At 69.2% G+C, this 24,261-nt stretch carries 23 protein-coding genes and 5 tRNA genes; 11 read left to right on the plus strand and 17 right to left on the minus strand.

Features of this window, described 5'->3' with window-relative positions:
* Nucleotides 1–62: 62 nt before the first annotated feature.
* The 3 genes from OG246_RS41875 to OG246_RS41885 are packed head-to-tail and all read right to left on the minus strand — an operon-like array spanning nucleotide 63 to nucleotide 3,138.
* The gene (locus OG246_RS41875; protein ID WP_266474657.1) at nucleotides 63–1,220 is read right to left on the minus strand and encodes a D-alanine--D-alanine ligase family protein; all 1,158 of its coding nucleotides are present in this window, start codon (nucleotides 1,218–1,220) and stop codon (nucleotides 63–65) included.
* A gap of 59 nt (nucleotides 1,221–1,279) precedes the next feature.
* Nucleotides 1,280–2,290, minus strand: coding sequence for an NAD(P)H-dependent glycerol-3-phosphate dehydrogenase (locus tag OG246_RS41880; protein ID WP_266474658.1), 1,011 nt, complete (start codon nucleotides 2,288–2,290; stop codon nucleotides 1,280–1,282).
* Nucleotides 2,287–3,138 carry a 1-acyl-sn-glycerol-3-phosphate acyltransferase gene (locus OG246_RS41885; protein ID WP_266474659.1) on the minus strand — a complete coding sequence of 284 codons (852 nt, stop codon included), beginning with the start codon at nucleotides 3,136–3,138 and terminating at the stop codon, nucleotides 2,287–2,289. Before OG246_RS41885 ends, OG246_RS41880 begins: the two co-directional genes overlap by 4 nt.
* Nucleotides 3,139–3,282: 144 nt before the next feature.
* Here OG246_RS41885 and cofC point away from each other — a divergent pair, with 144 nt between their 5' ends.
* Together cofC and OG246_RS41895 are read left to right on the plus strand one after the other, a co-directional pair.
* Nucleotides 3,283–3,930, plus strand: coding sequence for a 2-phospho-L-lactate guanylyltransferase (gene cofC / locus OG246_RS41890; protein WP_266474660.1), 648 nt, complete (start codon nucleotides 3,283–3,285; stop codon nucleotides 3,928–3,930).
* Nucleotides 3,931–3,988: 58 nt separating this feature from the next.
* Complete coding sequence (locus OG246_RS41895) at nucleotides 3,989–4,192, plus strand: hypothetical protein (protein WP_266474661.1); 204 nt, start codon at nucleotides 3,989–3,991, stop codon at nucleotides 4,190–4,192.
* 117 nt (nucleotides 4,193–4,309) lie between these two features.
* Here OG246_RS41895 and OG246_RS41900 read toward each other — a convergent pair whose 3' ends face one another.
* The 4 genes from OG246_RS41900 to leuC form a co-directional block, all read right to left on the minus strand.
* Entirely contained in the window at nucleotides 4,310–4,957 is a 648-nt protein-coding gene (locus OG246_RS41900) for an HU family DNA-binding protein (RefSeq protein ID WP_266474662.1), read from the minus strand.
* 138 nt (nucleotides 4,958–5,095) lie between these two features.
* Entirely contained in the window at nucleotides 5,096–5,326 is a 231-nt protein-coding gene (locus tag OG246_RS41905) for a hypothetical protein (protein WP_266474663.1), read from the minus strand.
* 243 nt (nucleotides 5,327–5,569) lie between these two features.
* Complete coding sequence (gene leuD, locus OG246_RS41910; protein WP_266474665.1) at nucleotides 5,570–6,163, minus strand: 3-isopropylmalate dehydratase small subunit; 594 nt, start codon at nucleotides 6,161–6,163, stop codon at nucleotides 5,570–5,572.
* 6 nt (nucleotides 6,164–6,169) lie between these two features.
* The gene (gene leuC / locus OG246_RS41915) at nucleotides 6,170–7,594 is read right to left on the minus strand and encodes a 3-isopropylmalate dehydratase large subunit (RefSeq protein WP_266474667.1); all 1,425 of its coding nucleotides are present in this window, start codon (nucleotides 7,592–7,594) and stop codon (nucleotides 6,170–6,172) included.
* 190 nt (nucleotides 7,595–7,784) lie between these two features.
* On the opposite strand from leuC, the gene ndgR reads away from it, so the two are divergent.
* Nucleotides 7,785–8,501 (plus strand): IclR family transcriptional regulator NdgR, encoded by a 717-nt coding sequence (gene ndgR / locus OG246_RS41920; protein ID WP_123997509.1) that lies wholly within the window; start codon nucleotides 7,785–7,787, stop codon nucleotides 8,499–8,501.
* 149 nt (nucleotides 8,502–8,650) lie between these two features.
* Here the strand turns inward: ndgR and OG246_RS41925 are convergent.
* The 9 genes from OG246_RS41925 to OG246_RS41965 form a co-directional block, all read right to left on the minus strand.
* A tRNA-Glu gene (locus OG246_RS41925) sits at nucleotides 8,651–8,723 on the minus strand.
* Between the two features lie 20 nt (nucleotides 8,724–8,743).
* A tRNA-Gln gene (locus OG246_RS41930) sits at nucleotides 8,744–8,815 on the minus strand.
* A 27-nt stretch (nucleotides 8,816–8,842) separates the two neighbouring features.
* A tRNA-Glu gene (locus OG246_RS41935) sits at nucleotides 8,843–8,915 on the minus strand.
* A gap of 63 nt (nucleotides 8,916–8,978) precedes the next feature.
* Nucleotides 8,979–9,051 (minus strand) — tRNA-Glu (locus tag OG246_RS41940).
* Nucleotides 9,052–9,093: 42 nt separating this feature from the next.
* A tRNA-Gln gene (locus OG246_RS41945) sits at nucleotides 9,094–9,165 on the minus strand.
* Between the two features lie 92 nt (nucleotides 9,166–9,257).
* The gene (locus tag OG246_RS41950; RefSeq protein ID WP_266474668.1) at nucleotides 9,258–9,992 is read right to left on the minus strand and encodes an HAD family hydrolase; all 735 of its coding nucleotides are present in this window, start codon (nucleotides 9,990–9,992) and stop codon (nucleotides 9,258–9,260) included.
* Nucleotides 9,993–10,074: 82 nt separating this feature from the next.
* Entirely contained in the window at nucleotides 10,075–11,544 is a 1,470-nt protein-coding gene (gltX, locus tag OG246_RS41955; RefSeq protein ID WP_266474670.1) for a glutamate--tRNA ligase, read from the minus strand.
* The gene (locus OG246_RS41960) at nucleotides 11,537–12,313 is read right to left on the minus strand and encodes a fumarylacetoacetate hydrolase family protein (protein ID WP_266474671.1); all 777 of its coding nucleotides are present in this window, start codon (nucleotides 12,311–12,313) and stop codon (nucleotides 11,537–11,539) included. Before OG246_RS41960 ends, gltX begins: the two co-directional genes overlap by 8 nt.
* A gap of 142 nt (nucleotides 12,314–12,455) precedes the next feature.
* On the minus strand, nucleotides 12,456–12,644 hold the full coding sequence (locus OG246_RS41965) for a hypothetical protein (RefSeq protein WP_266474672.1): 189 nt from the start codon (nucleotides 12,642–12,644) through the stop codon (nucleotides 12,456–12,458).
* 597 nt (nucleotides 12,645–13,241) lie between these two features.
* On the opposite strand from OG246_RS41965, the gene OG246_RS41970 reads away from it, so the two are divergent.
* The 8 genes from OG246_RS41970 to OG246_RS42005 all read left to right on the plus strand — a co-directional run bounded on the left by OG246_RS41970 (nucleotide 13,242) and on the right by OG246_RS42005 (nucleotide 23,876).
* A complete protein-coding gene (locus OG246_RS41970; RefSeq protein WP_266474673.1) occupies nucleotides 13,242–17,051 on the plus strand; it encodes a nitrate- and nitrite sensing domain-containing protein in 3,810 nt (1,269 codons plus the stop codon).
* Between the two features lie 9 nt (nucleotides 17,052–17,060).
* On the plus strand, nucleotides 17,061–17,474 hold the full coding sequence (locus OG246_RS41975) for a roadblock/LC7 domain-containing protein (RefSeq protein ID WP_010984127.1): 414 nt from the start codon (nucleotides 17,061–17,063) through the stop codon (nucleotides 17,472–17,474).
* Nucleotides 17,475–17,585: 111 nt separating this feature from the next.
* Nucleotides 17,586–17,984 carry a DUF742 domain-containing protein gene (locus OG246_RS41980; RefSeq protein ID WP_266474674.1) on the plus strand — a complete coding sequence of 133 codons (399 nt, stop codon included), beginning with the start codon at nucleotides 17,586–17,588 and terminating at the stop codon, nucleotides 17,982–17,984.
* Complete coding sequence (locus OG246_RS41985) at nucleotides 17,965–18,540, plus strand: ATP/GTP-binding protein (RefSeq protein ID WP_028802395.1); 576 nt, start codon at nucleotides 17,965–17,967, stop codon at nucleotides 18,538–18,540. The genes OG246_RS41980 and OG246_RS41985 overlap by 20 nt, the downstream gene beginning before the upstream one ends.
* A 392-nt stretch (nucleotides 18,541–18,932) precedes the next feature.
* Entirely contained in the window at nucleotides 18,933–22,196 is a 3,264-nt protein-coding gene (locus OG246_RS41990; RefSeq protein WP_266474676.1) for a nitrate- and nitrite sensing domain-containing protein, read from the plus strand.
* A 10-nt stretch (nucleotides 22,197–22,206) separates the two neighbouring features.
* Nucleotides 22,207–22,620 carry a roadblock/LC7 domain-containing protein gene (locus OG246_RS41995; RefSeq protein ID WP_266475067.1) on the plus strand — a complete coding sequence of 138 codons (414 nt, stop codon included), beginning with the start codon at nucleotides 22,207–22,209 and terminating at the stop codon, nucleotides 22,618–22,620.
* Nucleotides 22,621–22,714: 94 nt separating this feature from the next.
* Complete coding sequence (locus OG246_RS42000; protein ID WP_266474677.1) at nucleotides 22,715–23,314, plus strand: DUF742 domain-containing protein; 600 nt, start codon at nucleotides 22,715–22,717, stop codon at nucleotides 23,312–23,314.
* The gene (locus tag OG246_RS42005) at nucleotides 23,295–23,876 is read left to right on the plus strand and encodes an ATP/GTP-binding protein (protein WP_006375305.1); all 582 of its coding nucleotides are present in this window, start codon (nucleotides 23,295–23,297) and stop codon (nucleotides 23,874–23,876) included. Before OG246_RS42000 ends, OG246_RS42005 begins: the two co-directional genes overlap by 20 nt.
* Nucleotides 23,877–24,054: 178 nt before the next feature.
* Here OG246_RS42005 and OG246_RS42010 read toward each other — a convergent pair whose 3' ends face one another.
* The gene (locus tag OG246_RS42010) at nucleotides 24,055–24,252 is read right to left on the minus strand and encodes an acyl-CoA carboxylase subunit epsilon (RefSeq protein ID WP_266474679.1); all 198 of its coding nucleotides are present in this window, start codon (nucleotides 24,250–24,252) and stop codon (nucleotides 24,055–24,057) included.
* Nucleotides 24,253–24,261 lie beyond the last annotated feature (9 nt).

Raw genomic sequence — 24,261 nt, forward strand, 5'->3', positions numbered from 1 at the left:
TGCCAGAAGGGCCCTCACCGCAGCCCGGTGGGGGCACTCGGCACAGCCCGGTGGAAAACGGTTCAGCGCAGCCCGGTGGAACGGTTCAGCGCGGCCTGCACCAGGCGGTCCACCAGCTCCGGGTAGCTCACGCCGCTGGCCTCCCACATCTTCGGGTACATCGAGATGGGCGTGAAGCCCGGCATGGTGTTGATCTCGTTGATCACGAACTCCCCGTCCTCGGTGAGGAAGAAGTCCGCGCGCACCAGGCCCTCGCAGGAGGCCGCCTCGAACGCCTCGACCGCGAGCCGCTGGACCTCCGCGGTCTGCTCGGGCGTCAGCGGGGCCGGTACGAGGCCCGGCGTCGAGTCGATGTACTTCGCCTCGAAGTCGTAGTAGGCGTGCGACTGCACGGGCGGGATCTCGGCGGGCACGCTGGCGCGCGGCCCGTCCTCGAACTCCAGGACGCCGCACTCGATCTCGCGGCCGCGCAGCAGCGCCTCCACGATGATCTTCGGGTCGTGGCGCTGTGCCTCGGCGATCGCCTCGTCGAGGCCTTCGAAGGAGTCGACCTTGGTGATGCCGATCGAAGACCCCGCGCGCGCGGGCTTGATGAAGAGCGGCCAGCCGTGCTCACCGGCGAAGCCGGCGATCCGCTTGCGGGCCCCCTGCTCGTCGCCGGTCCACTCGCGCGGACGGATCACCAGATAGGGGCCGACGGGCAGCCCGAAGGAGGTGAACACCCGCTTCATGTACTCCTTGTCCTGGCCGACGGCCGAGGCGAGCACGCCCGCACCGACGTACGGGACTCCGGAGAGTTCGAGCAGGCCCTGCAGGGTCCCGTCCTCGCCGTACGGGCCGTGCAGCACGGGGAAGACGACGTCGACCTCGCCGAGCGCCTTGGGGACCGATCCGGGCTCGCTGTAGACGACTTCGCGGTTGGCCGGGTCGACGGAGAGGATCACGCCGCCCTCGGTCGAGTCGGCGAGGAGGTCGACACTCGGCTGCCGCCGGTCGACGATGGCCATGCGCTCCGGCTCGTCGGCGGTGAGCGCCCAACGGCCGTCCTGGGTGATGCCGATCGGCAGGACGTCGTACTTCGTCCGGTCGATGGCACGCAGGACCGCGCCGGCCGTGACCACGGAGATCCCGTGTTCGGAGCTGCGGCCGCCGAAGACGACGGCCACGCGCGGCTTACGAGGCGCCTGCTCAGGGCTCTGGGGGAGGTTCTCGGTGCTCATATCGCGTTGAGCGTACCCGCTGGTACCCGCCTCAGTCAGCGCCCGTTGGGCCCTGTCGCTCAGCGTCGCTCGGGCTTGGCGCTGCGCGACATCATCTCCTTGAGAGCGACGACGGGCGGCTTGCCTTCGTGGACGATGCCGACGACCGTTTCCGTGATCGGCATGTCGACACCGTGCCTGCGGGCCAGATCCAGCACGGACTCACAGGACTTGACGCCCTCGGCGGTCTGCTTGGTGACCGCGATGGTCTCCTGGAGGGTCATGCCCTTGCCGAGGTTGATGCCGAAGGTGTGGTTGCGCGACAGCGGCGAGGAGCAGGTGGCCACCAGGTCGCCCAGGCCCGCGAGTCCGGCGAACGTCATCGGGTCGGCGCCCATCGCGAGGCCGAGGCGCGAGGTCTCCGCGAGCCCGCGTGTGATGAGCGAGCCCTTGGCGTTGTCGCCGAGCCCCATGCCGTCCGCGATGCCGACGGCGAGACCGATCACGTTCTTGACGGCGCCGCCGAGTTCGCAGCCCACCACGTCGGTTTCGGTGTACGGGCGGAAGTACGGCGTGTGGCAGGCGGACTGGAGTCGCCGGGCGACGGCCTCGGACCGGCAGGCGACCACGGCGGCAGCCGGCATGCGCGCGGCGATCTCCCGCGCGAGGTTGGGTCCGGTGACCACGGCGATGCGGTCCGGTCCGACCTTGGCGATGTCCTCGATCACCTCGCTCATCCGCATGGTGGAGCCGAGTTCGACGCCCTTCATGAGGGAGACGAGGACGGTGTCGGGCGCGAGCACCGGCACCCACTTCGCGAGGTTCCCGCGCAGTGTCTGCGAGGGAATGGCGAGGATCGTGAAGTCGGCCTCGTGCGCGGCCTCGGCGGCGTCGGTGGTGGCCCGCAGGTTCTCCGGGAGCTCGACGCCCGGCAGGTAGTCCGGGTTCGTACGCGTGGAGTTGACCGCTTCGGCGAGTTCCGCGCGGCGCGCCCACAGGGTGACGTCGCACCCCGCGTCGGCGAGCACCATGCCGAAGGCCGTACCCCACGATCCGGTCCCGAAGACAGCCGCCTTGACCGGCTTGCTCACGTGCCCTGCCCCTCTTCCTGCTGTGCTTTTTGCAGAGCCTGCGCGGTGCGCTGCGCCTGCGCGTTCTCCTGAGCGTCCATTTCCTGGGCGGCGACCTGCCGGGCGGCCTTCTCGTCGGCCGCGGTCCGCCTGCGCTGCTCGACCCGCTCCTGGCGCGGGTCGTAGGGCGTCGCGGGGGCCTTCTCGCCGCGGATCTCCTCCAGCTGCGCGGTGATGGCCGCCATGATGACCTCGGTCGCCTCCTTGAGGACGTCCGGGGACATCTCCTTGCCGTAGAAGCGCGAGAGGTCCACCGGGGCGCCCGCGAGGACGTGGTGGGTCTTGCGCGGAAGGACGTTGAGCTTCTTGGCGTACGGCGGCAGGAGTTCGTTGGCGCCCCACTGGGCGACCGGAATCACCGGGCACTTGGTCTGCAGGGCGACGCGGGCGGCGCCCGTCTTACCGGTCATCGGCCACTGGCCGGGATCACGGGTGATGGTGCCCTCGGGATAGAACGCGACGCACTCACCGCGCTCGACCGCGTCGATCGCGGCCCGGAAAGCACTCAGCGCGTCCGTGGTCTCGCGGTACACCGGGATCTGTCCGGTGCCGCGCATCGCGGCACCCACGAACCCCTTCCGGAAAAGGCTGCTCTTCGCCAGGAATCGCGGAACACGCCCGGTGTTGTACTGATAATGCCCGTACATGAACGGATCCACATGCGAATTGTGGTTCACCGCGGTGATAAAACCGCCCTCGGACGGAATGTTCTCGATCCCGCGCCAGTCCCGCTTGATCAGAACCACCAGCGGCGGTTTGCAGAGGACCGCTGCGAAGCGGTACCAGAAGCCGATTCTGCGGCGGGGCACGCGAACACCTTCCTCCAGGGCCTGGGGGGCCGCACAAGTGTCGCCCCAGGCCGTCTGTCTGTCGAGAACACCGTACGCCCCGGCGTACGGACCGCCATGGCGGCCGGGTCACAATGGGCGCCACAAGGGAGAGACGGAGCGCTCGTGCAATGGACCTTGGTGATACCGCTCAAACCTCTGGCGCGTGCCAAGAGCAGGCTGGCGGACACCGCCGGCGACGGGCTGCGCCCCGGACTCGCCCTCGCCTTCGCGCAGGACACCGTGGCGGCCGCGCTGGCCTGCGCAGCGGTCCGTGATGTGGCGGTAGTCACGGACGACGCCCTGGCCGGGCGTGAGCTGGCCGCGCTGGGCGCCCGCATCGTCACGCGCGAACCGCCGGGCGGTCTGAACGTCGCCCTGGCGCACGGCAGCTCCGCCGTACGCGCCCGAACTCCCGAAAGCGCCGTGGCGGCCCTGAACGCCGATCTGCCCGCGCTGCGCCCGCCGGAATTGGCCCGGGTACTCGAAGCGGCCGCCGAATTTCCCCGCGCATTTCTCCCCGATGCGGCCGCAATCGGTACCACTCTGCTGGCCGCGATCCCGGGCCGGGAATTGCTCCCGGCTTTCGGCGCAGATTCCCGCGCCCGCCATCGCTCCTCGGGCGCCATGGAACTCCGCCTCGCCGGAGTGGATTCCGTACGCCAGGACGTGGACACGGGCGATGACCTGAGAGCGGCACTGGCACTCGGCGTGGGCCCCCGCACGGCAGCACTGGCCGCACATCTGCTGATCCCGGAGCAACCGAACGGCTGACGGTGGGGCGGCCGACCCGTACCGGAGAGCGGCGGCCCGTAATCGATAGGCTTCCGCCATGCAGGCGACCGCGTACACGTACGACCCCGAAACCCGTAGCGGCCAGGTGCTGCTGGACGACGGCACCCCGGTGCCCTTCGACGGCCCGGCGTTCGACGCCGGCGGGCTGCGGCTGCTGCGCCCCGGACAGCGTGTGCGCATCGAGACCGAGGGCGACGGCGAGGCGCGCCGGATCACGCTGATCACCCTGCAGACGTTCTAGGCGCCGCGGACAGGCCCCAAGGGCCCAGGAAACGCCCTGAACGGCCCCGGAAACGCCGCGGGCCGGGCTCCCGGAGGGAGCCCGGCCCGGCGCGTGAGTTGTGCCTCTGCGCCCTCGCTACGAGCGGGCGGTGGCCTTCTTGGCGGTGGTCTTGCGCGCCGTCGACTTCTTGGCGGGGGCCTTCTTGGCCGTCGCCTTCTTCGCCGGGGCCTTCTTGGCCGTCGCCTTCTTGGCGGTGGTCTTCTTGGCCGCGACCTTCTTGGCGGTCGCCGTGGTCTTCTTGGCGGTCGCCTTCTTGGCGACCGTCTTCTTTGCGGTGGCCGTGGTCTTCTTGGCGACCGTCTTCTTGGCGGTGGCGGTGGTCTTCTTGGCCGTCGCCCTCTTGGCGGTGGCCTTCTTGGCCGCGGCCTTCTTCACCGTCGCCGAAGCGCCGCCGGAGAGGCTGCCCTTCGGGGCCTTCTTGACCGCGACGTCGTTCTTCGGGAGCTTCTTCGAGCCGCTCACCAGGTCCTTGAAGCCCTGGCCCGCGCGGAAGCGCGGCACGGAGGTCTTCTTGACCCGAACGCGCTCCCCGGTCTGCGGGTTGCGGGCGTAACGGGCCGGACGGTCAACCTTCTCGAAGGAACCGAAGCCGGTGACCGAGACCCGGTCCCCGCCGACAACCGCGCGGACGATGGCGTCCAGTACGGCGTCGACCGCGTCGGCGGCCTGCTGACGCCCGCCGACCTTGTCGGCAATCGCTTCTACGAGCTGCGCCTTGTTCACGTCTTCCCCTTCGGAGACATTGCCAGAACGAATGCGTTCAAGCTTTTTCGCACGTTAGGCAGATATATACCGCAAATCAAACACGAAACGGGCTAATCACCCTTGTGCCGCAACGAACTCGGGCTGTCGCGAAGTTCCTCAGCGTTCCTCTTCGAGGAATCGACCCTCGTCGAGGTCAGTGGTGAACCGCTCCAGACGCCTTGTCGCATCGGCGAGATCGTGCTTGGCCACGGCCGTAATGACCAGCAGCTTCCGGGTCAGCGCCATCCGTACGCCCTCCGGGACTTGCAGTGCACGCACTCTTGTGTGCGCTTCCTTGAGTTGGGCCGCGACTGCCATGTAGAGCTCGAGTTGGCCGTCGTGTTCCATGCACAGATTGTGCCATCTGGGGCGAGTTGTCGCCTGCGCAGGGGGTAACTGCCGTCCCCAGAGGGGTTCCTGAGCGCCTCGGCGACACCCGGCACCATAGGTCGGCTACCCCGGTAACCGCCTTTGTAACTACGGGAGTTGGGGCCCTTCACCAACGCTTCCGAAGGCCTCCTGGAGGCAGACACAGCTGTACCCCCAACCGTCCACGATTGGGGGTACAGAGGGGTGTTGCGGTGGCTGAAATCAGACCTGGAGCGTCTTCGGCTTGTGCGAGGGCCGCTTGGCCTCGTACGCGGAGATGTCGCCCTCGTTCTGGAGGGTGATGGAGATGTCGTCCAGGCCGTTCAGCAGCCGCCAGCGGGCGTTCTCGTCCAGCTCGAAGGAGGCGGTGATGCCCTCGGCGCGCACCTCGCGGGCCTCCAGGTCGACCGTGACCTCGGCCTCGGGGTCGTTCTCCGTCAGCTCCTGCAGCGCGTTCACGATCTTCTGCTCCAGAACCACTGTGAGCAGGCCGTTCTTGAGCGAGTTGCCGCGGAAGATGTCGGCGAAACGGGAGGAGATGACGGCCTTGAAGCCGTAGTTCTGCAGCGCCCAGACGGCGTGCTCGCGCGAGGAACCCGTACCGAAGTCGGGACCGGCGATGAGGACCGTGGCGCCCACCCGCTCGGGCTGGTTGAGGATGAAGGACGAGTCCTTGCGCCAGGCCTCGAAGAGCCCGTCCTCAAAACCGTCCCTGGTCACCTTCTTGAGCCAGTGAGCAGGGATGATCTGGTCCGTGTCGACGTTGCTGCGGCGCAGCGGGACGGCCCGGCCGGTGTGCGTGGTGAATGCTTCCATGACTTCTCAGACTCCAGCGGGCGTACGGGCGTCGGACAGGTCGGCCGGGGAGGCCAGGTGGCCCAGCACGGCGGTGGCGGCGGCGACCTGCGGCGAGACCAGGTGCGTACGGCCGCCCTTGCCCTGCCTGCCCTCGAAGTTGCGGTTGGAGGTGGACGCGGAGCGCTCACCGGGGGCCAGCTGGTCGGGGTTCATGCCCAGACACATCGAGCAGCCCGCGTGCCGCCATTCGGCGCCGGCCTCCTTGAAGACCACGTCCAGACCCTCGGAAACGGCCTGCAGACCGACCCGCGCGGAGCCGGGGACCACCAGCATCCGTACGCCGTCGGCGACTTTGCGGCCCTCGACGATCGAGGCGGCCGCACGCAGGTCCTCGATACGGCCGTTGGTGCACGAACCTACGAAGACGGTGTCGACCTTGATGTCGCGCAGCGGCTCGCCGGCGGTCAACCCCATGTATTCCAGGGCCTTTTCGGCGGCCAGGCGCTCCGAAGCGTCTTCGTACGAAGCCGGATCGGGGACGGACGCCGAAAGCGGCGCACCCTGGCCGGGGTTGGTGCCCCAGGTGACGAACGGCGCGAGGGAGGCGGCGTCGATGACGACCTCCTCGTCGAATTCCGCGTCCTCGTCGGTCTTCAGCGTCTGCCAGTACGCTACGGCGGCGTCCCACTCCTCGCCCTCGGGCGCATGGGCGCGGCCCTTGAGGTAGGCGAAGGTGGTCTCGTCGGGGGCGATCATGCCCGCGCGGGCGCCGGCCTCGATCGACATGTTGCAGATGGTCATGCGGGCTTCCATCGAGAGCTTCTCGATGGCGGAGCCGCGGTATTCCAGGATGTAGCCCTGGCCGCCACCCGTACCGATCTTGGTGATGATCGCCAGGATGAGGTCCTTGGCCGTGACGTCCTCGGGCAGTTCGCCGTCGACCGTGATGGCCATGGTCTTCGGGCGGGCCAGCGGCAGCGTCTGGGTGGCCAGCACATGCTCGACCTGCGAGGTGCCGATGCCGAAGGCCAGCGCGCCGAAGGCGCCGTGCGTGGAGGTGTGCGAGTCGCCGCAGACCACGGTGGTGCCCGGCTGGGTCAGGCCCAGCTGCGGTCCCACGACGTGGACGACGCCCTGCTCGACGTCACCGAGCGAGTGCAGTCGCACACCGAACTCGGCGGCGTTCTTGCGCAGCGTCTCCAGCTGGATCCGGGAGACCGGGTCCGCGATGGGCTTGTCGATGTCGAGGGTCGGGGTGTTGTGATCCTCGGTGGCGATGGTGAGGTCGAGGCGGCGCACCGGGCGCCCCGCCTGACGCAGACCGTCGAAGGCCTGCGGGCTGGTCACCTCGTGCAGCAGGTGCAGATCGATGAAGAGGAGGTCGGGCTCGCCCTCGGCGCGCCGGACGACATGGTCGTCCCAGACCTTCTCCGCGAGTGTCCTACCCATCGCTTTCCCTCCGGCCGGCTCGTGTGGCGCCGGCCCAACTAGAGATTTTCGGGGCGGCCACGCTCGTACCCCTTGTACCGGGCGCCTGCCGCCGGGCCCGTTGGTCCGCGGGCCGCTGTGTCTACAAGGGTGGCGCGTTCCACCGAAAATTGAACTTGCGTTTCACAGAGTGAGACGCGAGTATCGTTTCATGGACAACAGTAGCGGCGTCGGCGTTCTGGACAAGGCAGCCCTTGTCCTGAGCGCTCTGGAGTCCGGTCCGGCCACCCTTGCGGGACTGGTCGCGGCGACCGGACTGGCACGACCCACGGCACATCGCCTCGCCGTGGCACTTGAACACCACCGCATGGTGGCGCGCGACATGCAGGGCCGTTTCATTCTCGGCCCTCGCCTCGCCGAGCTGGCCGCGGCCGCCGGCGAGGACCGCCTCCTCGCGACGGCGGGCCCGGTGCTCACGCACCTGCGGGACATCACGGGCGAGAGCGCGCAGCTCTACCGCCGCCAGGGCGACATGCGCATCTGCGTCGCCGCGGCCGAGCGCCTCTCGGGCCTCAGGGACACGGTCCCGGTCGGCTCCACACTCACCATGAAGGCCGGCTCCTCGGCCCAGATCCTGATGGCCTGGGAGGAGCCGGAGCGCCTGCACCGGGGCCTGCAGGGCGCCCGCTTCACCGCGACCGCTCTCTCCGGCGTACGGCGCCGGGGCTGGGCCCAGTCGATCGGCGAGCGCGAGCCGGGCGTCGCATCCGTCTCCGCGCCCGTCCGCGGCCCCTCGAACCGCGTGGTCGCCGCCGTCTCGGTCTCCGGACCGATCGAGCGCCTGACCCGCCACCCGGGCCGCATGCACGCCCAGGCGGTCATCGACGCCGCCGGCCGTCTCTCCGAGGCCCTGCGCCGCACCAGCTGACCTTCACCGGGGTGGGGCCGGCCTCAACGCCGCGGCAGGCCCCCTCCCCGGGCGACAGACGACGGATGCCGAACGCACGGTGCCGTACGCGGAGTTGGCACAGAAAACGCCGACGGCCCCCCACCGAAGTGGAGGGCCGTCGATTCGTGTACCCCCGACCGGATTCGAACCGGCGCTACTGCCGTGAGAGGGCAGCGTGCTAGGCCGCTACACAACGGGGGCAAGGACCACAAGTGATCCAGCTGGGCTACCAGGACTCGAACCTAGAACAACGGAACCAGAAACCGTCGTGTTGCCAATTACACCATAGCCCAATGGTGGTCTAGACCAGACCATCCAAGTACCCCCGACCGGATTCGAACCGGCGCTACTGCCGTGAGAGGGCAGCGTGCTAGGCCGCTACACAACGGGGGCCCTAGCGATCCTGCATGAGAGGCAGCGGGTGCGACCCGGACTGCCTCCCTTGGGAAGGATCTGTACCCCCGACCGGATTCGAACCGGCGCTACCGCCTTGAGAGGGCGGCGTGCTAGGCCGCTACACAACGGGGGCCTTGCAGAGATGGCCTCTGCGGTTGCAGATGAGCTCTGCGAGCTGGCCTACCAGGACTCGAACCTAGACTAACGGAACCAGAAACCGTCGTGCTGCCAATTACACCATAGGCCACTGAAACACAACCCCACACGGGGATTTTGTTTTAGCTAGCGCCTCCGGTTTTTGGACCTTTCGGTTCGCTCTCCGGCGGCGCAGGAAGAACATTACCTGAAGGTGGACGGCGCTCCAAAACGGGTATCAGCGCCGAGGATCACGGGGAGTTCGGCCAGCGAGGCAATCTGGTGCGGGCCCCTGGGACCGCCCTCGGGAGCGGTGTGAGCGCCGCCACGGTCGATCCAGATGGAGAGCAGTCCCGCCTCGGCGGCGCCGCGTCCGTCGATCTCCGGATGGTCGCCGACATACGCGACCTGGTGCGGAGGCAGACCGAGGGATTCGCAGGCGGCGTGGAAGGCCGCTTCGGCGGGCTTGGAGACTCCGAGTTCGGCCGCGCACAGGACGGTCTCGAAGCGGTCGCGTACGCCGAGAACGCGGAGTTTGCGGTCCTGGTTGTGGAGGCTGGAGTTGGACAGGACTGCGTGCCGGTGGCTGGCGGCGAGGGCGTCCAGGGCGGGCAGCGCGTCCGGGAAGAGGGCCCAGGCGGCTTCGTAGTGGCCGGCGTACCGCTGGAACCAGCCGTCGGCCTCGGCGTCGCTCAGGGGCTCGCCCAGGAACTCCCTGACCCGGTCCCGGCGCTGGCCCTGCCAGTCCGACTCCCCCGCCGCAAACCTCGCCCACTGCACATCGGTGATGTCCCGCCAGCGCGAGAGGGCCTGCTCGACGGACTCGTACCCGTCGAGCAGACCCTCGGCCGCCAAGTGCCCGCGCATCCCGGCCCGGTCCGCGCCCGTGTAGTCGAAGAGCGTGTCGTCCACGTCCCAGACCAAGGCCTTGATACTCATGGTCCGACGGTAACTCCGGGCCCTCTCCACGCAAAGGGGGCGGCGCCCGGACCGGACGCCGCCCCCTTTCACGTACCTGTGGTTACAGCTTCGCCAGCGCCGCGTCGATGCGTGCCAGCGTCTTCTCCTTGCCCAGGATTTCCAGGGACTCGAAGAGCGGCAGGCCGATGGTGCGGCCGGTGACGGCTACGCGGACCGGGGCCTGCGCCTTGCCGAGCTTGAGGCCGTGCTCCTCACCGGCGGCCAGGACGGCGTTCTTCAGCGCCTCCGCGTCCGTCCAGTCGGCGTCGGAGAGCTTCGCGCGCGCCGTACGCAGCAGGGCGTCGCTGCCCTCCTTCATGGCCTTCGTCCAGGACGCCTCGTCGAAGGCCGGCTCCGGGAGGAACAGGAAGTCGACGTTGTCGGTGATCTCGGAGAGGACCTTGAGGCGGGTCTGCGCGTGCGGGGCGATCGCCTGCCACTTCACCTCGTCGAAGTCCTCCGGCGCCCACGGGGCGAAGGGGGCCTTCAGCCAGGGGGCGCAGCGCTCCGTGAAGTCCTTCACGTCGAGCAGGCGGATGTGGTCGCCGTTGATGGCTTCGCACTTCTTGAGGTCGAAGCGGGCCGGGTTGGGGTTCACGTCCGCGATGTCGAAGGCGGCGACCATCTCCTCGATGGAGAAGATGTCGCGGTCCGCCGAGAGCGACCAGCCGAGGAGGGACAGGTAGTTGAGCAGCCCCTCGGGGAGGAAACCGCGCTCCCTGTAGAGGTTCAGCGACGACTCCGGGTCACGCTTGGAGAGCTTCTTGTTGCCCTCGCCCATGACGTACGGGAGGTGGCCGAAGGCCGGGGTCTCCTTGGCGATGCCCAGCTCGGTCAGCGCCTTGTAGAGGGCGATCTGGCGCGGGGTGGAGGAGAGCAGGTCCTCGCCGCGCAGGACGTGGGTGATCTCCATGAGGGCGTCGTCGACCGGGTTGACGAGCGTGTACAGGGGCGCGCCGTTGGCTCGTACGATCCCGAAGTCCGGGACGTTCTCCGGGAGGTACGTGATCTCGCCGCGGACCAGGTCCGTGAAGGTGATCGTCTCGTCGGGCATCCGGAAGCGGACGATGGGCGTGCGGCCCTCCGCCTTGTAGGCCTCGGTCTGCTCGGCGGTCAGCGCGCGGCAGTGTCCGTCGTAGCCGGACGGCTTGCCGGCGGCGCGGGCGGCGTCGCGGCGGGCGTCCAGCTCCTCCGTCGAGCAGTAGCAGTAGTACGCGTGGCCGGCGTCCAGGAGCTTCTGGGCGACGTCCTTGTAGAGGTCCATCCGCTGCGACTGGCGGTACGGCGCGTGGGGGCCGCCGATCTCGGGGCCCTCGTCCCAGTCGAAGCCCAGCCAGCGCATCGAGTCGAGCAGCTGGTCGTACGACTCCTCGGAGTCGCGGGCCGCGTCGGTGTCCTCGATGCGGAAGACCAGGGTGCCTTCGTTGTGCCGGGCGAACGCCCAGTTGAACAGGGCGGTGCGGACCAGGCCCACGTGGGGGTTGCCGGTCGGGGAGGGACAGAAACGTACGCGGACGGAGCCGTTAGCCACGCTTGATCACCTTGTTGGTGAGAGTGCCGATGCCTTCGATGGTGACGGCGACCTCGTCGCCGACGTTCAGGGGGCCGACCCCAGCCGGGGTGCCGGTGAGGATCACGTCGCCGGGGAGCAGCGTCATGGCCTCGGTGATGTTCACGATCAGATCCTCGATGGAGTGGATCATCTCGCTGGTGCGCCCGAGCTGGCGCTGCTGTCCGTTGACCGTGCACTGGATGGTGAGGTCGGAGGGGTCCACGTCCGTCTCCACCCAGGGGCCGAGCGGGCAGGAGCCGTCGAAGCCCTTCGCGCGGGCCCACTGCTTCTCGCGCTTCTGGACATCGCGCGCGGTGATGTCGTTGGCGCAGGTGTAGCCGAGGATGACGTCCTTGACGCGCTCCCGCGGGACCTCGCGGCACATGCGGCCGATGACCACGGCCAGCTCCGCCTCGTGGTGCAGCTCGTTCGAGAAGGACGGGTACTGGATCGCGTCGCCGGGGCCGATCACGGAGGTCGAGGGCTTGAAGAAGGCGAACGGGGCGTCGGGCACCTCGTTGCCGAGTTCCCGCGCGTGCTCGGCGTAGTTGCGGCCGAAGGCCACGACCTTGTTGGGGAGCACGGGGGGCAGCAGCCGCACCTTGTTCAGGGGGACCTTCGTGCCGGAGAGCTCGAAGTCCGCGAACGGGATGCCCTTGATGATGTCGAGGACGAGTTCGTCCGGCTTGTCGCCCTCGACCGCGCCGAAAGCGACGTTGCCGTCGATGGAGAACCTGGCGATGCGCACGGGATCGTTGCGCCCCTCACTGAGCTGGCTGGAGTCTGACGCCCCAGGCTAACGCGGGAAGGGGTGGGCGCCTCGCGCAATTCGGCGGGCGCCACTGCATCCGTGGGCCGGCGGCTTGAGCAGACGGCCGGCGAGGGGCGTACTAGACCGCGACAGAGGTGGCGACGGGGGCTTCCATGAGGATGGTGCGGCGGGGGTTGGCGGTCTGGGCGGGGAGGTCGAGCGTGTGCTCCGGCTGCTCCGGCGTCTGCAGCTCGTCGGCGTCCTCGAGGTGGGCCAGCGTGGTGCGTCGCGGGTTGGCTATGTTGCGGAACATCATCGTCGTCTTCACCGTTGTACTCGACCTTGTCGTCATGGGCGCCGGGCGGGCTCAAAGGGCCCCGAGTCGGCGCGGGTTGTCGGATTCGCCATCCCTGTAAAGCGTCAGGCTAAACATGCAATTCCCGGGCGAAGCCGTGAAGACGCCATGATCGTGGTGTGAGTTTCCTCACTTACTAACAGGCAAACCGGTCAATTCAGGCCGACGGCCCGACCGGGCAAAGCCGACATTGCTCCACGGAAGCCGACATTCCGCTCCTGATCATGGCGACTGGGACACCCCGCACACCCCAACACCTCGTAGGCATACGTCCGTTATGTACGAGATCACTTTCTACGTCTCGTAACGCAGCACTCACAAGGTGTCACGGAGGTCACAGCCTGGTACTCGGGCCTTGTTGGAGATCCGGCACTGTGCTGGAATTCCACGGACCGCCGCGGGATCGAACCGGCGCGCAGGGGGCGCAACGCAGCGCCGAGTGGCGGCGGGAAAGGGGATCCAGCGCCGGTCACTCACGACCACCAGGGGGCGCATCTGCGCCCCTGAACGACGCCGACACCGCCTCGCCGTTTTCCCGGAGGGGCGCCTGGTCCAGAGGTTGCGACGCTAGTGCAGGGACGTTTCAAGAGGGATGGCAGCGCTCCGGCGGAGCCGGAGCCGCACGGCGGGGCCGACCGCGGTTCCTCGCCCCAGCACGCCCAGAACCCGGGACCGGCAGACGTCGGCGGCAGCGGTGAGCGTTCCGCACGCCCCGGCGCGACGGCTCCCCCCAAACCAGCCGCGAAGCCGAAGACGGGCCCCAGCGGCCCCGGCTCGCGAATAGCCCTGCGGAACTGGCGCATCTCCACGCGTCTGGTCTCGCTGCTCGCGCTCCCCGTGGTCGCCGCGACCTCGCTGGGTGCGCTGCGCATCAACCAGTCGATGGACGACATCCAGCAGCTCGACAACATGAAGCTGCTGACCGACATCACCAAGCAGGCGACCGAGCTCGCCGCCGCGCTCCAGAAGGAGCGCGACACGACTGCAGGCCCGCTGGCGCACGGCGCCGCGGCCACCTCCGCCACGGTGAAGGGCGTCCGCGACGCGACGGACATCTCGAAGAAGAACTTCCTTCAGGGCGTCCAGGAGATCGACGACTCCAGCTCGGAAGGTCAGCTCACCGGCGTACGGGACAGCCTCGTCGGCCTCACGCGCGAGCTGCAGAAGCTCAACAGCATCCGCAGTGACGCCTACGACGAGCCCAACAACGCCACGCAGACCGTCGAGTCGTACCACCGGGTCATCACCCAGCTCCTCGAGCTCTCGCAGGACATGGCCGAGGCCACCAGCAACCCGGAGATGATCCAGCGCACGCGTGCGCTGTCGGCCTTCTCCTCCGCCAAGGAGTACGCCTCCGTCCAGCGCGCGATCATCGCCGCCGCGCTGCCCGAGACCAAGACGACCTTCGGCAACCTGTCCGAGAACGACCGGCAGTACGCGCTCTCGGCGCAGCAGAGCCAGGAGTCCGACCTCAGCAGCTTCGAGAGCATCTACGGGGAGGGCTCCGCGGAGCTCCTCAAGCCGATCGAGAGCGGCAACCCGACCATCGAGGCGGCCGACGACTACGCGAAGCGTGTGCTGGCCAGCAAGGACGGTCTGGGCACGCGTGACAAGCGCTCGTATCTGGACTGGGTCGACGACGACTCGACCAAGATCGGCCAGATGGCCAACATCGAGACCACGCTGCTCGGCGAGATGGAGCAGAAGGCCCGTGAGCTGCGCAACGAGGCCGAGAGCGAAGCGATCATCTCGGGTGCGCTGATCCTGCTCGTCCTCGGTGTCTCGCTGGTCGGCGCCTTCGTCGTGGCCCGGTCCATGATCCGCTCGCTGCGCCGGCTCCAGGACACCGCGACCAAGGTCGCCCAGGAACGGCTGCCCGAGCTGGTCAAGCAGCTCTCCGAGTCCGACCCGCAGGACGTCGACACCTCCGTCGAGTCGGTCGGTGTGCACTCCCGGGACGAGATCGGCTCGGTGGCCGCGGCCTTCGACGACGTGCACCGCGAGGCCGTACGACTGGCCGCTGAGCAGGCCCTCCTGCGAGGCAACGTCAACGCGATGTTCACCAACCTCTCGCGCCGCTCCCAGGGCCTCATCCAGCGTCAGCTCTCGCTCATCTCCGAACTGGAGTCCCGCGAGGCCGACCCGGACCAGCTGTCCTCCCTCTTCAAGCTCGACCACCTCGCGACCCGCATGCGCCGTAACGGTGAGAACCTCCTCGTTCTCGCCGGTGAAGAGCCCGGCCGACGCTGGACCCGTCCGGTCCCGCTGGTCGACGTGCTCCGCGCCGCCGCCTCCGAGGTGGAGCAGTACGAGCGCATCGAGCTGTCCTCCGTGCCGACCACCGAAGTGGCCGGCCGTGTGGTCAACGACCTCGTGCACCTGCTTGCCGAGCTGCTCGAGAACGCGACCTCCTTCTCCTCCCCGCAGACCAAGGTCAAGGTCACCGGTCACGCGCTGCCCGACGGCCGCGTGCTGATCGAGATCCACGACACCGGTATCGGCCTCTCCCCCGAGGACCTCGCGGCGATCAACGAGCGGCTCGCCTCGCCGCCCACCGTGGACGTCTCGGTGTCGCGTCGCATGGGTCTGTTCGTGGTCGGTCGTCTGTCGCAGCGTCACGGCATCCGCATCCAGCTGCGCCCGTCCGACTCCGGTGGCACGACCGCGCTGGTCATGCTCCCGGTCGACGTCGCCCAGGGCGGCAAGAAGGTCCCGAACAAGCCCGGTCAGGGCGTCGGCGGTCCGGCCGCCTCGCAGGCCTCCGCCGGTGTCGCCGCGGCCCGCCGCGGCAACGGCCAGGGCGGTCCGGCCCTCGGTGCCGGTGGCAGCCCCGGACGTGTCGGTGCCCCGCCGCAGCGTGGCCAGGTGGGCGCGGGCCAGGGTCCGCGCGCCGCACTGCCCGGCAGCCAGGGCGGTCCCGCGCTGCCCGGCGGCAACCAGGGCGGTCGCCCGGGTGCGCCGGGCGGATCGCGCGGCCCGCAGGGTCCGGGCAATCCCCCGCAGGGCAGGCCGGCTCCGGCCGGCGCCGGTGCCGGTGCCGGTGTCAATGCCTTCGGGCAGAGCATGCCGGGCGCCCCGCAGGGCCTCCAGGCCGCCGGGACCGGTGCGCAGGGCTTCGGTGACGGACCCGGTGCCCGTCAGGGCGGACCGGGTGCGCGGCAGAGCGGCCCCGCGGCCGCACCTCCGCAGCAGCCGCCGGCCGGCAAGGGCAGCCGTCGCAGGCCGCAGCTTCCGGGCCGCGGTGGCGCACGTGCCGAACTCCCCGGTGGCAACGGGCAGTCGCGGCCCAGCTGGAGCGACGACAACGCGCAGCCGCCCGTGCCGCGCGCGTCCCTCGACACCCCGCGTGGCCACGAGGAGCCCGACGCCACCTCGCGCATGCCGCGGATCGACGACCGTCAAGGCCCGGCCGCCACCGCTGCCACCTCTGAGTTTCCGCGGATCGACGACCGTCAAGGTCCCGCCGCCACGTCCGAGTTCGCCCGCCCGGACTTCGACGCTCCGCGCCCCGGCGCTGTGCCGTCGCAGAACTCCGGTCAGAACACCGGGCAGTACCCCGGCCCCGGCCAGTACTCGGGTCAGAACTCCGGCCAGAACACCGGTCAGTTCGTCCGCCCGGATGTCTTCGGTACTTCGGGCGCGGCTCCCGCGGGCCAGAACTCGTCCACCACGGGCCAGTTCGCCGCCCCGGGCTACGGCGCCTCCCAGGACCCGTCGTCCACCGGGCAGTTCCCGATGCCCGGGTACGGCAACGGCCAGGGACCCTCGTCCACCGGCCAGTTCGAGCGGCCGCAGGCACCGCAGCGGCCGGCGACTCCCCCGCAGGCACCGCCGCAGCGGCCCGTACGTCCGCCGGAGCCCGAGGCTCTGCCGCCGGCCGGTCCCGGCGACGGACGTACCCCGCTGTACGACACGCTGGAGACCAACTGGTTCCACGGTCAGCAGGCGGCCGCGGCCGCCGCGGCGGCGCAGAACAACGGCTCGCAGGCTTCCCCACAAGCCCCGCAGGCCGCACAGACCCCCCAGCAGCAGACGCCCGCGGTTCCCCCGCGGCCCGCCGCCGCACCCGCGCCCGCCGCCGCTCAGGCGTCCTGGCGCAGCTCGCCGAACGACGACCTCGTCCGGCAGGCAGAACGCGTCCGTCAGCCGTCGGCGGGCGGGGTCACCACCTCAGGCCTGCCGCGCCGCGTCCCGCGAGCCAACCTCGTCGCGGGTACGGCACAGCAGCAAACGCACCAAACCGGTCCGCAGGTCTCGCGTGCGCCCGATGACGTACGCGGCCGACTGACCAATCTCCGTAGGGGCATTCAGCAGGGTCGCCAGGCCGGTACCGGCCAGACCGGCAGCTTCCCCAGCCCCACTCACCAGCAGGAGCACTAGTTGAGTCAGATGAGCCAGGCCGCACAGAACCTGAACTGGTTGATCACCAACTTCGTGGACAACACCCCTGGGGTGTCCCACACCGTCGTCGTGTCCGCCGACGGTCTCCTTCTGGCAATGTCCGAAGGCTTCCCGCGCGACCGCGCCGACCAGCTCGCGGCCGTCGCGTCCGGGCTCACCTCGCTGACCGCCGGGGCGTCCCGGATCTTCGAGGGCGGCACGGTTGCTCAGACAGTCGTGGAGATGGAGCGCGGCTTCCTTTTCCTGATGTCCGTCTCCGACGGATCGTCTTTGGCGGTCCTCTCCCACCCGGAGTGCGACATCGGCCTTGTCGGCTACGAGATGGCACTGCTCGTCGACCGCGCGGGCGCAGTGCTCACGCCGGACCTGCGCGCCGAACTACAGGGAAGTCTGCTCCACTAACGGCCCTGGGATCTACCCACAGCACGAAATCACCGTCCGGCCGACACAATCCCCCCACCGGCCCCAACAGACGGCACGACTGACCCACTTGCTGTCCCGCCCGGAGGATTCATGACCCCGCCCAACGCCTCTCATGATCCGTACGCGTCGACGTACGAGGAAGAGGGCGACCAGCCGCTGGTACGTCCGTACGCGATGACCGGCGGCCGGACCCGGCCGCGCTACCAGCTCGCCATCGAGGCACTGATCAGCACCACGGCCGACCCGGCGCAGCTGATGGGGCTCCTTCCCGAGCACCAGCGGATCTGCCACCTGTGCCGTGAGGTGAAGTCCGTCGCCGAGGTGTCGGCACTCCTGTCCATGCCACTGGGTGTGGCACGGATCCTTGTCGCGGACCTCGCCGAGGCCGGACTCGTCGCCATCCATCAGCCGGGCGGCGACGAGAACAACGGCGGCGCGCCGGACGTGACTTTGCTCGAAAGGGTGCTCAGTGGACTTCGCAAGCTCTGACGGAGGCCGGGCGACCACCTCCGCGAAGATCGTGGTGGCGGGTGGCTTCGGCGTCGGCAAGACCACGTTCGTGGGCGCCGTCTCGGAGATCAACCCGCTGCGCACGGAGGCCGTCATGACGTCCGCGTCCGCGGGCATCGACGACCTCACCCACACCGGGGACAAGACCACCACCACGGTGGCCATGGACTTCGGACGCATCACCCTGGACCAGGACCTGATCCTGTACCTCTTCGGTACGCCGGGTCAGGACCGCTTCTGGTTCATGTGGGACGACCTGGTCCGCGGCGCCATCGGCGCGGTGGTCCTGGTGGACACCCGCCGTCTCGCCGACTGCTTCCCCGCGGTCGACTACTTCGAGAACTCGGGTCTCCCGTTCGTCATCGCCCTCAACGGCTTCGACGGGCACCAGCCGTACAACCCCGAAGAGGTCCGTGAGGCCCTCCAGATCGGTCCGGACGCCCCGATCATCACGACGGACGCCCGGCACCGCGCGGACGCGAAGAGCGCGTTGATCACGCTCGTCGAACATGCGCTCATGGCTCGTCTGCGGTAGCGGACGGCGGGCCCGGGGCAAGCGGACGGCCGTCTGCCCCGGTCCACAAGTCGACAGTTCCATAAGGCAGTTGTCGTAGACGTACTGGAGCCGGCTGTGTCGTTTGACACGGTCGGCCACAGTGTTCATAACGTTTCGACAGAGAATTTCACGGGCACCGACACGCATCGCGTTCACCCGGTACCGCTGTGCTCACAAAAGCCCCGTCTTTTGGCGGGGCTCGTTCTTTATGACCGTTTTATCTGGGGCTTACCTGACTCGGAATCATGGGTTCCGAGTGTTTGGAAGGGCGCCACTTGACGTGCTGGAATGCGCTGACCTGCCCAGTAGTCAAAGGGCGCCGGAGACACCGCGGCACAACGTAGGTGCCGACGCCGAGAGGTTTTGGTCGAGTGAGGCGAAGCAAGAACGGTCCCGAGCCGTCGGCACGGGGCAACTTCACCCCGCCGCCGCGCGTCGCGGCGCCCGCACAGATGCCCGGCTCCCCGGAGCCCATGCCGGCGCCCGCGCCGAGTGGCAGTCGTTTCTCCCCGCGCAACTGGCGCGTGCCGACCAGGCTGAACGCGATTCTGCTCATCCCCGTGGTGGTCGGCCTTGTCATGGGCGGCTTCCAGGTGAAGAGCTCGATCGACACCTGGCAGGAGGCCGAGAACGCCGAGAAGACGGCACGTCTGGTGCAGGCCGCGCTGACCTACGGCGACAGGCTGTACGTCGAGCGCGATGTCAGCGCCCAGCCGCTGCTGACCGGCAAGGGCGAGAAGAACGAGATCGTCGTCAAGGCACGCGCGGCCACGGACTCGGCCGCCGACGCCTTCGACGAGGCCGCCCAGAACATGCCGCAGACGGCCGGCCTGCAGCGCCGCCTGGAGGTCTTCCGCAAGGTCGAGCCCGGCCTCGCCGCCCTGCGCAAGGCCGCGTACACCTCCGCCCTCACCGGCGTGCAGACCGAAGAGGGCTACACCCAGATCCAGCACCCGCTGATGGAGTTCTCCAACGAACTCGGTCTGGGCACCGGAAACATCACCAGCTACGGCCGTACCGTCTACGCGGTCTCGCTGGCCAAGGCCTCGGCGTCGCTGCAGCGGTCCATCGGCATGCACCTGCTGCTCAAGCCCGGCCCCACCCCAGAGGACCTCGGCAAGCAGCGCGTCGCCCTCTCCTCGTACGCCTACCTCGAGGGCATCGCCGTCGAGGAGTACATCGGCGGTGGCACCGAGGCCGACGCGGCCAAGCTGAAAGCCGCGCAGACGAAGCTGAAGACCGACGGCGCGGCCCAGGCCAAGGCCGCCGCTGAAGCAGCCGCCGCCGAGGGCAAGACCTATGTGCCCCCGCCGTCCGGTGACACCGCGATGGTCTCGGCCCTCGCGACGCTTTCCTCCACGGACGAGAGCACCCGCGAGGGGCTCGCCACGCAGGGCGTCACCCCGGACAACTTCTGGGCTGTCAACACCGGCAAGTACACCGCCTACCGCGCGCTCGAGTCGGATCTGACCGACAAGGCCGTGGCCGAGGCCTCCGACATCTCCGACACCGCCAAGCGCGACGCCATCATCACCGGTGCCGCCGTCGTGATCGCCCTGCTCGCCGCGTTCATCCTGGCCGGCATGGTCGCCCGCCAGATGAGCCGCGCGATGCGCCAGCTGCGCAACGCGGCCTTCAACGTCGCCGAGCAGCGCCTGCCGATGCTGGTCGACCAGCTCTCCCGCACGGACCCGGGCCGCGTCGACACCCGCGTACAGGCGATCCCGATCACCACGACGGACGAGATCGGCGAAGTCGCCCGCGCCTTCGACCAGGTCCACCGCGAGGCCGTACGACTGGCCGCCGAGCAGGCCCTCCTGCGAGGCAACATCAACGCGATCTTCACCAACCTGTCGCGCCGCAACCAGTCCCTGATCGAGGGCCAGCTGACCCTGATCACCGACCTGGAGAACAACGAGGCCGACCCGGACCAGCTGGAGAACCTCTTCCGCCTGGACCACCTCGCGACCCGTATGCGCCGCAACGGCGAGAACCTCCTGGTCCTCGCCGGCGAGGAGCCCGGCCGCCGCTGGGACCAGCCGGTCCCGCTGGTCGACGTGCTGCGCGCCGCCTCCTCCGAGGTGGAGCAGTACGAGCGCATCGAGCTCTCCGGTGTCCCGGAGGCCGAGATCCACGGCCGCGCCGTGACCGACCTCGTGCACCTGCTCGCCGAGCTCCTGGAGAACGCCACCACGTTCTCCTCCCCGCAGACCAAGGTCCGCGTCACCGCGACCCGTCTTCCGGACGGCCGCATCATGGTCGAGATCCACGACAAGGGCATCGGCCTCACCGCCGAGGACTTCGCGGACATCAACCACAAGCTGGCCAACCCGCCGACCGTGGACGCCGCGATCTCGCAGCGCATGGGCCTCTTCGTGGTCGGGCGCCTGTCCGACCGGCACGGCATCCGCGTCCAGCTGCGCCCCTCGGGCGAGCAGGCCGGTACGACCTCCCTGGTCATGCTCCCCGACGCGATCACCCACGGTGGTGGCGGCGGCGAGACGATCCAGCGCGACGAGTTCACCGTCTCGCAGATCATCCCGGAGCAGCAGCCGGCCTTCCAGGGCGAGCCTTTCCAGGGCCAGCAGCCGCTGCGTACGGCCGCCGAGCTCGGTTTCGACGACAGCCGCTACGAAGTCCCGGACGACATACGCGAGTTGGACCCCGTAGGCCGCTCCCTGATGCGCGAGGAGCGCCGTGCGGCCCTGGAGGCCCAGGCAGGGGGCCAGCCGGAGGCTCTGGAGGCTCAGAGCTACCAGGAGGGCTTCGAGGCCCAGCAGCCCGCGTACGACAACGGACAGCCGTCCTACGACAGCGCTCCGGCGTACGACAACGGGCAGGCCGCTTACGACAACGGGCAGGCCCCGTACGAGGAGCAGCAGGCGACGTACGACCAGCAGACGGCGTACGAGGAGCCGCAGCAAGGTTCGTACGACGAGACGTACTTCCCGTCGAACGGCGGCTACCCGGAGCCCGCGTACGCGGAGCCGGTCCAGGAAGAGCACTCGGGGAACCGGAACGCCGCCCCGGGGACGTTCTCGGCCTTCGCGGAGCCGTCCTACCGGGACGACTGGCCGCAGCAGGAGGCGGAGCAGAACGCGTACCGGTCCGAGTACGCTCCGGAAGCGGAATCCACGAAGATCGCTGACGCGGGTGAGCAGGACCGCGTAGGCTTCAGCCGTCCGGGACCGGCCCCTTCCGCCCCCCACACGCTGACCAACGCCGGTCTGCCCCGCCGCGGTGCCACCGCGAACGGCAGCGCCGGCACCAACGGCCAGCGGGCCGTGGAGCAGAGGGACCAGACGCCGCCGGCGGCGGCGCCGGCGACCACGCAGGGTCCCGACGACTGGCGGTCGTCCAATGACGACCGCTGGCAGCGTGCCGAGCAGCTCAAGAAGCCCAAGGCGGGCGGGGTCACCTCGTCCGGTCTGCCGCGGCGGGTGCCCAAGGCCAACCTGGTCGAGGGAACCGCGGAATCGACCCCGCAGGGCGGCCCCCAGGTCTCCCGCGCCCCTGAGGACATCCGTGGCAGGTTGAGCAACCTGCGCCGCGGTGTACAGCAGGGTCGCAATGCAGGTAGTGACACGAACGGCCAGGGCCTCGGTCCTGACAGCACCTACAACCAGGAGCGTTAGTGTGAGCCCGATGAGCCAGGCGGCGCAGAACCTGAACTGGTTGATCACCAACTTCGTGGACAACACCCCTGGGGTGTCCCACACGGTGGTGGTCTCCGCCGACGGACTCCTTCTGGCGATGTCCGACGGCTTTCCCCGTGACCGCGCCGACCAGTTGGCAGCAGTCGCATCCGGTCTGACCTCGTTGACCGCGGGAGCCTCCCGCATCTTCGAGGGCGGCCATGTGAACCAGACGGTTGTGGAGATGGAGCGGGGATTCCTCTTCATCATGTCCGTTTCCGATGGTTCGTCTCTCGCCGTACTCGCACACCCGGAGGCGGACATTGGCCTCGTTGGGTACGAGATGGCACTTCTGGTGGACCGTGCAGGTACGGTCCTGACCCCGGACCTTCGAGCAGAGCTCCAGGGGAGCCTTCTCAACTAACAGACAGACGGTGCGTCTTGGTGTCCCGAGGCCATAAGGTTTCGGGACGCGGTCCCACACTGCTGGGTGCCCGGCACAGTCGGAGGAGGAGAAAGTGGCAACACCCCCAGGCGGTTCGTCTTCGGGCAACTGGTCGTACGGCCCCGGCCAGGGGCAGGGCGGCCAGGGTGACGGTTCACAGAACCCGAACCGGTACAACTTCCCCTCCGCGCCAACCCCGCGGCATCAGCCGTACGCGCCCCAGGGCCCCCAGGGTCCCGGTCCGTCGCCGTACGACCAGCCGTCGGCGCCGCGCATCCAGCCTGTGCAACCGCAGCGCCGCAACCCTGAGCCGTCGCCCGGTGGGACGTCGCACAACCCTCTGGTACGCCCATACGCCATGACGGGTGGCCGTACCAGGCCCCGCTACCAGCTCGCCATCGAGGCGCTGGTACACACGACCGCACAGCCGCACCAGATGCAGGGGCAGTTGCCCGAGCATCAGCGGATCTGCAACCTCTGCCGGGAGATCAAGTCGGTGGCCGAAATCTCGGCCTTGCTGACGATCCCTCTCGGTGTGGCCAGGATTCTCGTCGCCGACTTGGCGGAGGCGGGCCTGGTCGCCATTCATCAGCCCGGCGGCGACGAGAGCGCCGGCGGCCAGCCAGCCGTGACATTGCTCGAAAGGGTGCTCAGTGGACTTCGCAAGCTCTAGCGGAGGGCCTTCCCGCTCCACCACGTCCGCGAAGATCGTGGTGGCGGGCGGCTTCGGCGTGGGCAAGACCACGTTCGTCGGGGCCGTCTCGGAGATCAACCCGCTGCGCACAGAGGCCGTCATGACGTCCGCGTCCGCGGGCATCGACGACCTCACGCACACCGGAGACAAGACGACGACCACCGTCGCCATGGACTTCGGACGCATCACCCTGGACCAGGACCTGATCCTGTACCTCTTCGGCACTCCCGGCCAGGACCGCTTCTGGTTCATGTGGGACGACCTGGTCCGCGGCGCCATCGGTGCCATCGTCCTGGTCGACACCCGCCGTCTCGCCGACTGCTTCCCGGCGGTCGACTACTTCGAGAACAGCGGTCTGCCCTTCGTGATCGCCCTCAACGGCTTCGACGGCAGCCAGCCGTACAACCCGGACGAGGTTCGCGAGGCCCTGCAGATCGGCCCGGACACCCCGATCATCACGACGGACGCCCGCCACCGCGCGGACGCCAAGTCGGCGCTGATCACGCTCGTGGAGCACGCGCTGATGGCGCGGCTGCGCTAGCAGCACGGACAGCAGACGAGTAGGCGGGCCCTCCTGATGGAGGGCCCGCCTACTTGTTTCCGCCGCGACGTCGGGACGCGGGGCCGCGGTTCTCGCCGGTTGCGAACCCCGCGCATGAGGAAGGGGGCCCGCACTGTGAAGTGCGGGCCCCCTTCCCTGCGTTCAAGCGACGCGCAGCCTAGCCGTGCCAGCTGTGCGGTGCCCGGAAGCCGGGCTCGCGCTCCAGGCGGCGCCAGCCGGCCTTGGGGCGGGCGGAGTTGTGGGACGTGGCGGAAGCGGGCGCGGCCGCCGCGCGAGCCAGCAGGATGGCCGTGATGGCGGCGACTTCCTCGGGCTCGGCGTGGCCCTTCTCGACGCGGATGTCAGGGGTGTCCATAGATTTCAG

The sequence above is a fragment of the Streptomyces sp. NBC_00620 genome (assembly GCF_026341825.1).
In the GTDB taxonomy this organism is placed as follows: domain Bacteria; phylum Actinomycetota; class Actinomycetes; order Streptomycetales; family Streptomycetaceae; genus Streptomyces.